An 11654-nucleotide genomic window follows, 5' to 3' on the forward strand; every position below is an offset into this window, starting at 1 on the left:
CCGGTGCCTGTCAGGTGGTGCGTCGGCCGAGTTCGTTGTCGATGATGGCGAATATCTCGTCGGCGGACGCCTCCTGGAGCTTCTCGGCCGACTGGATGGCCGAGGGACGGCGCCAGCGGGCGAGAACGGCCTCCAGCCGGGCCGCCAGCTCCCTGGCCTCCTCGTCCGTCGCCTCGTCGGGCAGCGCGTCCTCCAACTCGGTCAGCTTGGCCAGCAGGCGGTCCGCCGGGGCGGTTGCGGGCGGGAGCAGTTCGGTGCCCAAGTGGGCGGCGAGCGTCGCCGGGGTGGGGTAGTCGAAGACGAGGGTCGCGGGCAGCCGCAGTCCGGTGGCCGCGGTCAGCCGGTTGCGCAGCTGGACGGCGGTGAGCGAATCGAAGCCGATCTCCTTGAACGCCTGGAGCGGATCCACCGAGTCCGGCGAGGCGTGGCCGAGGACCGCGGCCACGGCGGCCCGGACCAGGTCGAGGAGGGCCTCGTCGCGCTGCTCCGCAGGGAGGGCCAGGATCCGGTCGACCGCCAAGTTCTCCGCCTCGGCGGGCGCGGCCGCGCGAGCGGGGGCGGGGACCAGGTCGCGGAGCACGCCGGGCAGGGTGCCCTGGGCGGCCGCCTGCCGCAGCGCGGCGAAGTCCAACCGGACGGGAACGAGCGCGGGATGTCCGGAACTCAGCGCGGCGTCGAACAGGGCGCGCCCGTCGTCGCCGGTGAGCGGTACGACGCCGCCGCGCCGCAGCCGTTCGAGGCGAGCGCCGTCGAGGTGGCCGGTCATGTCGCTGGCCTCGGCCCACAGCCCCCAGGCCAGCGACATAGCCGGCCGGCCCGTGGCCCGGCGGTGCTGGGCGAGGGCGTCGAGGTAGGCGTTGGCGGCAGCGTAGTTGGCCTGGCCGGGGCTGCCGAGGGTGCCGGCGACGGAGGAGAACAGCACGAACGCGCCCAGATCCATGTCCCGGGTCAGCTCGTGCAGGTACCAGGCCGCGTCGGCCTTGGCCCGCAGGACCGTGTCGAGATTGTGTGGCGCGAGCGAGGCGACGACGCCGTCGTCGAGGACGCCCGCGGTGTGCACGACGGCGGTCAGCGGGTGCTCGGCGGGGATGCCCGCGACCAGGTCCGCCAGTGCCGTCCGGTCCGCCACGTCGCACGCGGCGACCGTGACCTCGGCGCCCGACTCCGACAGCTCGGCGACGAGTTCGGCGGCGCCCGGGGCGTCCGTGCCTCGCCGGCCGGCGAGCAGCAGGTGCCGCGCGCCGTGTGCGGCGACCAGGTGGCGGGCGAAGAGGGCACCGAGGGTGCCGGTGCCGCCGGTGATCAGCACGGTGCCCGCCGGGTCGATGCCCGTGAGCACAGCGGGGGCCGGCCGATCGGCGGGGGCCGCCCGGCCGGTGCTCGGCGCCATGTCCCCGGCGGTCGGGGCCGGCGTGAGCCGGGGGGCGAGGATCCGCCCGTCGTGCAGGGCGAGTTGGGGTTCGCCGGCGGCCAGCCGGGACAGCACCTGGTGCGGTACGTCGGGCCGGTCGGCGTCCCTGTCCAGATCGAGGAGGGCCAGCCGGTCGGGGTGTTCGGACTGGGCGGAGCGGACGAGCCCCCACACCGCGGCGTCCGCGAGGCCGGTGAGCCGGGTCTCCGGGTCGGCGCCGACCGCGTTGCGGGTGCAGACGACCAGCCGGGCGCCGTCGAAGCGCTCGTCCTCCAGCCAGGTCTGGACGAGTTCCAGGACGCGGTCGAGCGCGGCCCTGACCGCTTCGGGGCTGCCGTCGTCCGGGGCGGCCGTGGACCGCACCAGCACGAGTTCGGGCACCCGCTCGGCATCGGCCAGGACGGCGAGGGACAGCAGTTCCGGGTCCACGGCCGGGTTCCCGGTGGGGGTGTGCGCCTCGTCCACGGCTTCCAGCAGGACGCAGGAAGGTGCGGGCGAGGCCGGTACGGGCGGCAGTTCGACCCACTCCACCTGGTGCAGCGGCAGGGGGTCGGCGCTGCGCAGGGCGGCCAGCTGCCGGGCGCTGATCGGGCGGACCGTCAGTTCGTCCACGGTGCCGAGCGGGGTGCCGTCCGGCGTGCTCAGGGCCAGCGACACGACGTCCGGGCCGACCGGGGTGACCTCGACACGCAGGGCGGTGGCACCGGTCGCGTGCAGCCGGACCCCGCTCCAGGAGAAGGGCAGCCGGATCCCGCCTTCGGCCGGATCGGCGATCGCTTCGAGGGCCAGCACGTGCAGGGCCGCGTCGAGCAGCGCGGGGTGCAGCGTGAAGCCGTCGCCGCCGGGGAGCCGCACCTCGGCGAACCTGGTCCCGTCCCGTCGCCAGGCGGCACGCAGCCCCTGGAAGGCCGGGCCGTAGCCGTAGCCGCGCTCGGCCAGCAGCGGGTAGAACGCGTCGACGTCGGCCGGGACGGCGTCCTGCGGCGGCCAGGGGGTGCCGGCGGGCGCCGGCGGCGGGGTGAGCGCCGTCGCGGGTCGTACGGTGCCGGAGGCGTGCCGCGTCCAGTCCGTCTCACCCGCGGAAGCGGCGGCCGCCGGGCGAGAGTGCACGGTGACCGGGCGGCGGCCCTCGGCGTCGGCGGGGCCCACCAGCACCTGCAGCCACGTCTCTCCGGCGGCGGGCAGGGCAAGCGGCGCCTCCAGGGTGAGGTCTTCCACCTCGGCGCAGTCGGTCTGCCGGCCGGCGTGCAGGGTGAGTTCGAGGAAGGCGGTGCCGGGCAGCAGGACCACTCCGTCCACGGCGTGGCCGGCCAGCCACGGGTGGGCAGCGAGCGAGAGCGTCCCGGTGAGCAGGACACCGGCCTCGCCCGCAAGGACGACGGCGGTGTCGAGCAGCGGGTGCCCGAGGCCACCCGGGCCGGCGGCGGATGCGGTGCCGGGCCGCACGACCGGGTCGAGCCAGTACCGCTCCCGCTGGAAGGGGTAGGTCGGCAGCGGGATCGCCTCGGTGGCGGCGAACAGCGTGCGCCAGGAGACCGGGGCGCCCTGGACGTATGCCTCGGCCAGTGACAGCAGCAGCCGCGTGCGGCCGCCGTCGTCACGCCGCAACGTACCGAGGGCTCCGGCGGTGCCGGGCGCCACGGCGTCCAGGGTCTCCTGGACCGCCGGGGCCAGGACGGGGTGCGGGCTGCTCTCCACGAACAGCCGGTGCCCCTGCTCGGCCAGCGCCGTGACGACCTCGTGGAAGCGGACGGTCCGGCGCAGGTTGCGGTACCAGTAGTCGGCGTCGAAGGCGGTCGGCTCGGCCCAGTCGCCGGTGAGGGTGGAGAACACCGGGACCTCCGGACTCCTGGGGACGACCGGCGCGAGGGCGGTGCGGATCTCCTCCTCGACGGCCTCGACGTGGGCCGAGTGGGAGGCGTAGTCGACGATTATCCGGCGGGTGCGTATGCCGTCGTGTGCACAGCGGTCGGCCAGTTCGTCGAGGGCCTCGCCGTCGCCGGAGACGACCACGGCGGCGGGTCCGTTGACAGCGGCGAGCGCGAGCCGTCCCGGCCGGTCGGCGATGAGGGCGGCAGCCTGTTCGGCGGAGGCCGCGACGGAGAGCATGCCGCCCTTTCCGGCGAGCGCCCTGATCGCCTTGCTGCGCAGCGCCACCACACGCGCCGCGTCCTCCAGACTCAACGCACCCGCCACACACGCCGCCGCGATCTCACCCTGCGAATGCCCCACCACAGCGGCCGGACGCACCCCGAACTCCCGCCACACCGCCGCCAGCGACACCATCACCGCGAACAGCACCGGCTGCACCACATCCACACGCTCCAGCGACGGCGCATCCGCCACCCCCCGCAGCACATCCACCACCGACCACCCGGTGAACGGCTCCAGCGCCGCCGCACACTCGGCAAGACGCTCCGCGAACACCGGCTCACCCGCCAGCAGCTCCCGGCCCATCCCCACCCACTGCGACCCCTGCCCCGGAAAGACGAACACGGGGTCGATCCGGCTCTCCGCGAGACCGGTGACCAGGTTCGGCGCGGGTACATCGTCGGCGAGTGCGGTCAGGCCCTGGATCAGCTCGGCGCGGTCGGCGCCCACGATCACTGCCCGGTGTTCGAACTCGGCGCGGGTGGTGGCGAGCGCTGCCGCGAGCGGGGCCGGTTCGGCGTCCGGGTCGGCCGCGAGTCGGCCGAGCAGCCGACGGGCCTGTTCTCGCAGGGCGTTGGTGCTCCGGGCGGAGAGCACCCAGGGCAGCACCGTGCCCGGCGGCACCGCCGGGGCGGGAGCGGGCGGTTCGCCGTCGGGTGCCTGTTCGAGGATCACATGGGCGTTGGTGCCGCTCACCCCGAAGGAGGACACCGCGGCCCGGCGCGGGCCGGAGGACTGCCAACGCTGAGGTTCGGTCAGGAGCCGGACCGTACCCGCGGACCAGTCCACGTGCGGAGAGGGCTCGTCCACATGCAGCGTCCGCGGCAACTCGCCGTGACGGATGGCCTCCACCATCTTGATCACACCACCGACACCCGCCGCGGCCTGCGTGTGACCGATGTTCGACTTCAACGACCCCAGCCACAACGGCCGGTCCACGGACCGCTCCCGGCCGTACGTGGCGATCAGCGCCTCCGCCTCGATCGGGTCACCCAACGTGGTACCCGTGCCGTGCGCCTCCACCACGTCCACCTCGGCCGCCGACACACCCGCGTCCGCCAACGCCAGCCGGATCACCCGCTGCTGCGCCGGACCGTTCGGCGCGGTCAACCCGTTCGACGCGCCATCCTGATTGACCGCACTCCCCCGGATCACCGCCAGCACCCGGTGCCCGTTGCGCCGCGCGTCCGACAACCTCTCCAGGAGCAGCATGCCCGCGCCCTCGGCGAAGCCCGTACCGTCCGCGCCCGCCGCGAACGCCCGGCAACGGCCGTCAGGCGAGAGCGCGCGCTGGCGGCTGAACTCGACGTACACCGTGGGGCTGGAGATGACCGTGGCCCCTCCCGTGAGGGCCAGTGAGCACTCGCCGTCGCGCAGCGCGCGGGTGGCCAGGTGCAGCGCCACGAGGGACGAGGAGCACGCCGTGTCGACGGTGAAGGCGGGGCCCTGGAGGCCGAATGTGTAGGCCACGCGTCCGGCGGCGACACTGGTGGTGTTGCCGGTCAGCAGGTAGCCCTCCAGATCGTGCGGGGTGCCCGGCGGGCGGGTGACGTACTCGGCGGGTACGACGCCGAGGATCACGCCGGTGTCGCTGCCCCGCACCGCGCCGGGGTCGATGCCGGCCCGTTCGAAGACCTCCCAGGCGGTCTCGAGCAGCAGCCGCTGCTGTGGATCCATGGCCAGGGCCTCTCGTGGCGAGATGCCGAAGAACGCGGCGTCGAAGGCGTCTGCGTGGTCGACGAAGCCGCCGCGCCGCGTGTACGCGGTGCCCAGGGCGTCCGGGTCCGCGTCGTAGAGATCCTCGACGCGCCAGCCGCGGTCGGTCGGGAACGCGGAGGTCGCGTCCCGGCCCTCCGCGACCAGCCGCCACAGGTCCTCGGGCTCGTTCGCGCCGCCGGGGTAGCGGCAGCTCATGGCGATGATGGCGATGGCGTCCTCGTCGTCCGGAGTCGCCGGGGCGCCGGTGCCGGGAAGGGCGGGCTGCGGTCCGGATGGCGCGAGCCGTTCGTGCAGAAGGGCTGCGACGGCCTCGGGGGTGGGGTGGTCGAAGACCAGCGTCGCGGGCAGTCGCAACCCGGTCGCCGCGTCGAGGCGGTTGCGCAGTTCGACGGCGGTGAGCGAGTCGAAACCGGACTCCTTGAAAGGCCGTCCCGGGTCGACGGTGGCTGGCCCGGAGTGTCCGAGGACGTCCGCGACCTGCTCGCGGACCAGGTCGGTCAGGGCCCGCGCTCGGGCGACCTCAGGCAGCCGGGCCAGCCGGTCAGCGAGTGCGGAGCGCGGTGCGGACGCCGCTTGGGCGGCCCGGCGGACCGGGCGCGGGAGCAGGCCGCGCAGCAGATGCGGCACCTCGCCGTCCGGGTGCCGGGGCGGTGTCAGGCGGGCCGCCACGAACGCTCCGGGAAGACCGGCCGCCGCGTCGAACAGAGCGAGGCCCTCGTCGGCCGTCAGCGGTACGGCGCCGAGCCGGGCCAACCGGTCGAGGCCGGCAGCGTCGAGATCGCCAGCCATCCCGTCGGTGGCCCAGGGGCCCCACGCGAGCGAGGTCGCGGGGAGTCCCTCGGCGCTACGGCGGGCGGCGAGAGCGTCGAGGAAGGCGTTGGCCGCCGCGTAGTTGCCCTGCCCCGCGTTGCCCAGGATGCCGGCGAGCGAGGAGAACAGCGTGAAGGAGGCCAGGTCGAGGCCGCGGGTCAGCTCGTGCAGGTGCCAGGCGGCGTCGGCCTTGGGGGCCAGCACGCAGGCCAGCCGGCCGGGGGTCAGTGCGCTCAGCGTTCCGTCGTCGAGGACGCCGGCCGCGTGCACGACCGCGGTCAGCGGATGCTCGGCGGGGACCGTCTCCAACAGCGCGGCCAGCGCCGCCCGGTCCGCCACGTCACATGCGGCGACGGTCACCTCGGCACCCGACGCACGCAACTGCGCGGCCAGTTCCTCCGCCCCAGGAGCCTCCAACCCCCGGCGACTGGTCAACAGCAGACGCCGTACGCCCCGCTCGGCGACCAGGTGGCGGGCGAGCAGAGCGCCGAGTCCGCCGGTGCCGCCGGTGATCAGCACGGTGTCGTCCGGCCGGGGTGCGGCCGGGATGGCCAGGACGACCTTCCGGGCCTGCCCGGTCTCGTTGAGCAGGCTCAGCGACTCACGGACGCCAGCCACGTCACGCACCGCGGCCGGCAGCGGGGTGAGCACACCCCGCTGCCACAGCGGCACCAGTTCCGCGAACGCATCGAGGGCCTCCTCCGGGGTGTGCCGGTCCGGCCACGGCGGGAGTTCGGCGGCGTCGAGGACAGCATCGAACGGGCTTTCGTGGTCCTCCGTGAAGTCCGCAGCCACCGCCTGGACCTCCCAGCCGTAGTGCCGGGCCAGACACACCACCGCCGGGCCTGCCCCGCTGTCCGCCGCGCGCACCAGCAGTGTCCGCCCCGGCAGGCCGACGGCGAGCCCGCGCAGGGCCCGGTGAGCCGCGAGCGAGGTGAGGGGCAAGGTCGCGGCCTGCGTGTACGTCCAGCCGGAGGGTATCGGCGCAAGGAGCCGGTGGTCGGTCTCCGCGAGGGAGGCGACGGCGCCGGGGAACAAACCGAACACCCGGTCCCCAGGGGCGAATCCGGTGACGCCGGAACCGACCTCGATCACGATTCCGGCGCCCTCCGCGCCCAGCGGCGGCTCATCGGGCAGCATGCCGAGGGCCGCGAGCACGTCCTGGTTGTCCAGAGCCGCGGCCCGGACCGCGATCCGCACCCGCCCGGCACCGGGTGGCCCGGCCGGGGTCGCGGCCGGCACCAGCGTCAGGTTGGCGAGCGAACCCCTGGGTACGGCGTCCAGCCGCCAGGCCGGTGCGTCCGCCGGCGGCTGGAGCCGGCCGCCGAGCTGCGCCCGGGCCAGCCTGGGGGCGTACAACGTGCCGCTCTTGATGGACAGTCGCGGTTCGTCGACACCGGGCGCGGTCAGTGCGGCGCGCGCCGAGGCCGGATCGTCGTCCACGTCCAGCAGCAGAAACCGGCCCGGGTGCTCGGCCTGCGCCGCGCGGACCAGTCCCCACGCCGGGGCGGCCACCGGATCGTCCGGGCCGGGCCCGGCGTCGGGGGCGACCGCGCTCCGGGTCACCAGAACCAGCCGACAACCGTCCAGCCGCTCGTCGCTCACCCACTCCTGGAGCAGCGTCAGCACATGAGAGACGGTGTCGTGGACGGCGGCGGGTACAGGCCCGTGGGCCGAAGCGTCGGCGGGTGCGCCCGTCCCGTCCGCCGGGCCGACAGCCACCAGGACGGCATCGGGCAGCCCGGCCCCGGCCGCGGCCGCCTCGGCCAGTGCGGCGGGCGTCGGGTGGCGCTCCACGCCCGTCAGTCCCAGGTCGTCCGGGCCGAGGAGCGCCACCCGCGGAACGCTGGACGTGCCGACCGGTACGGGAGTCCACTCGGTGGTGAACAGGGTGTCGTGCCGCTGGGCACCGGCGGCAGTCAGCTGTTCCGCAGCGATGGCCCGGAACACCAAGGACGCCACCGACAGGACGGGCGCGCCCGCGGCGTCGGCCACCTCCAAGGCCACCGCGTCCTCGCCCCGGCGCGCGAGGTGCACCCTCAGCGCGGTCGCGCCCGAGGCGTGCAGCCGGATGCCGCTCCAGGAGAAGGGCAGGCGGACCGGAGCGGTGTCCGCTCCGGCGCCCTCGACCGCGAGCAGCGCGAACGGGTGAAGTGCCGCGTCCATCAGCGCGGGGTGCACGCCGTACCCGGCGGCCGAACTGCCGGCGGGCAGTTCGACCTCGGCCCACAGGTTGTCCCCGCTGCCCCAGGCGCGGGCCATGCCGCGCAGTGCCGGTCCGTAGCCGAGACCGTGCGCGGCCAGCCGCTGGTAGGCGTCGGTGATGGGCAGTTCCGGGGCCGGCGGTGGCCAAGCCGTCAGGTCGGCGCCGGGCACCGGGGTACCGGGCGCGAGGACACCGGTGGCATGCCGGGTCCACGGCGCGGTAGGGCCGGTTGCGCCACCGGGGCGGCTGTGGACGCCAAGGGTGCGCCGACCGGCCGCGTCGGGCCGCCCCAGCACGATCTGCAGGTCGACGGTCTCCTGGCCCGACATCACCAACGGCGACTCCAGGACTAGTTCCTCGACCTCGTCGCAGCCCACCCGGTCGGCGGCGCGGACAGCCAGCTCGACGAAGGCCGTACCGGGCACGACGACCGTGCCGACGATCGTGTGGTCGGCCAGCCACTCCTGCTCACGGAGGGCGAAACGGCCGGTCAGCACCAGGCCGTCCGCGTCCGCCAGGTCGACGGCCGCCGACAGCACCGCGTGCTCGACCGTCTCCAGCCCGGCCGACGCCACCGAGGCGGTGGCGCCCGTGCCGTCCGCCCAGTAACGCTGGTGCTCGAAGGGATAGGTCGGCAACTCCACGTGCACCGGCCGGTCCGCGTCGCCCAGACCGGCATAGCACGGCGACCAGTCGACGGGCACGCCGTGGGTGTGCAATACCGCCAGCGCGGTGAACACCGTGGCCGTTTCGCCGCGGTCACGGCGCACAGCAGCCACCGCCGGCGTTTCCGACTCCGGGTCCGTCAGGCAGGCCGGGACCGCCCCGGTCAGCGCCGCGTCCGGACCCAGCTCCAGATAAGCCGTGACGCCCTCGGCCTCCAACGCCCGGATACCGTCGAGGAATCGGACCGGTTCACGGATCTGCCGCACCCAGTACTCCGGATCCGACCACTGCCCCGCATCCACCCGCCCCGACAGCGTCGACGCCACCGCAAGCGAGGACCGCCCCCAGGACACCCCCCGCACCACCGCGGCGAACTCCTCCAGAACACCCTCCATATGCGCGGAATGGAAGGCATGACTGACCCGCAACCGACGCGTGCGACACCCCCGCCCCTCCAACGCCCCCGCAGCCGCCACCACAGCGCCCTCGTCCCCGGAGATCACCACAGCCCCAGGCCCGTTCACCCCGGCGATCGACACCCCGTCACCAAGGACGTCCAACACCTCCGACTCGGACGCCTCGACAGCGACCATCGCACCACCCTCAGGCGCCGCGCCCATCAGCCGGCCCCGGGCCACGACCACCGCACAGGCATCCGCCAGCGACACCACACCCGCCACGCACGCCGCAGCCAACTCCCCCACCGAATGCCCCACCACCGCATCCGGCCGCACCCCGAAGGACTCCACCAGCCGGAACAACGCCACCTCGAACGCGAACAACGCCGGCTGCGTCACCTCCGTCCGATCCAGCACCTCACCCGGACCCTCGAACATCACCTCCCGCAACGACCGCCCCAACAGCGGATCCACAAACCCGCACACCTCATCCAACGCCGCCGCGAACACCGGGAACGACCCATACAACTCCCGCCCCATCCCCACCCGCTGAGCACCCTGACCGGTGAACACAAACGCCGTACGAGCAGCCCCCACCACACTCCCCGCCACCACACCCGGCACCCGCCGGCCCTCAGCCAGAGCACGCAGTGCGGCAAGGAAGTCGTCCGTCCCACCCGCGACGACCACCGCGCGGTGGTCGAAAGCGGCCCGGGTGGTCAACAGGGCGTGTCCGATGTCGGCGAGACCTGCCCCAGCCGACAGAAGAGGCAACCGGTCGGCAAGCCGACGGGCCTGCTCGCGCAGCGCGTCGGCGCTCCGCGCGGAAAGCACCCAGGGCAGCAGGGCGCCGGCGGGCGGGTCCGCAAGAGCGGATCGTTCGGCGTCCGGAGCTTGTTCGAGGATCAAGTGGGCGTTGGTGCCGCTGATCCCGAACGAGGACACCCCGGCCCTGCGCGGACCGTCCGAAACCCACTCCCGGGACTCGGTCAGCAGTTGGACCGTGCCCGCCGACCAGTCCACATGCGGCGAAGGCTCATCCACATGCAACGTCCGCGGCAGCTCACCCCGACGGACCGCCTCCACCATCTTGATCACACCACCGACACCCGCAGCCGCCTGCGCATGCCCGATGTTCGACTTCAACGACCCCAGCCACAAAGGCCGATCCGCCGACCGCGCCGCACCATACGTCGCGATCAGCGCCTCCGCCTCGATCGGATCACCCAACCTCGTTCCCGTACCATGCGCCTCCACCACGTCCACCTCGGCCGCCGACACACCCGCATCCGCCAACGCCTGCCGGATCACCCGCTGCTGAGCCGGACCGTTCGGCGCCGTCAACCCGTTCGACGCACCATCCTGATTGACCGCACTCCCCCGAATCACCGCCAACACCCGATGACCATTGCGCCGCGCATCCGACAACCGCTCCAGGACCAGGAGCCCTGCCCCCTCGGCGAAGCCCGTGCCGTCCGCCCCCGCCGCGAACGCCTTGCAGCGGCCGTCCGGGGCAAGCCCGCGCTGGCGGCTGAAATCGGTGAGGACGTTGGGGGTCGACATCACCGCGACGCCGCCGGCGAGGGCGAGGGTGCACTCGCCGCGCCGCAACGCCTGCACCGCCAGGTGGATCGCGACGAGGGACGACGAGCACGCCGTGTCCACCGTCACCGCCGGGCCCTCCAGACCGAACGTGTACGCGATACGGCCGGAGATCAGGGCCGAGAGGGTGCCGGTGCCGATGTAGCCGTGCAGGTCGGCGGAGGTGCCGGCGAGTACGGTGGCGTAGTCCTGGTCGTCGGCGCCGGTGTAGACACCGGTGCGGCTGCTGCGCAGGGCGCCGGGTTCGAGGCCTGCGTGTTCGAGGGCCTCCCAGGCGGTCTCCAGGATGAGCCGTTGCTGCGGGGCCATGGCCAGTGCCTCACGCGGGGAGATGTCGAAGAACGCGGCGTCGAAGCCGTCCGCGTCCTCGAGGAATCCGCCGCTGCGGGCGTAGCAGCTGCCTGGCCGCTCGGGATCCGGGTCGAACAGTGTGTCGAAGTCCCAGCCGCGGTCGGTCGGGAAGGGACGGAGGGCATCGCGTCCTTCGGCGACGAGCTGCCAGAGGTCGTCGGGGGAGGTCACGCGGCCGGGCAGGCGGCAGGCCATGCCGACCACCGCGACCGGATCGTGTGCGCGGGCCTCGGTGTCGGCGAGTTGCTGGCGGGCCTGCCGGAGCTCGGTGGTGACCTTCTTCAGGTAGTCACGGAGCTTGGCGTCGTTCGCCGTCTGATCGTTTGCCATGCGACGTCAA

Annotated in this window: 1 protein-coding gene; it reads right to left on the reverse strand. The window is 74.1% G+C overall.

From position 1 onward, the window contains the following. Positions 1-10: 10 nt before the first annotated feature. Positions 11-11644, reverse strand: coding sequence for an SDR family NAD(P)-dependent oxidoreductase (locus tag QF032_RS01170; protein WP_307054464.1), 11634 nt, complete (start codon positions 11642-11644; stop codon positions 11-13). Positions 11645-11654 lie beyond the last annotated feature (10 nt).

Origin of the sequence: Streptomyces achromogenes, assembly GCF_030816715.1 — a bacterium.
GTDB classification, from domain to species: Bacteria; Actinomycetota; Actinomycetes; order Streptomycetales; family Streptomycetaceae; genus Streptomyces; species Streptomyces achromogenes_A.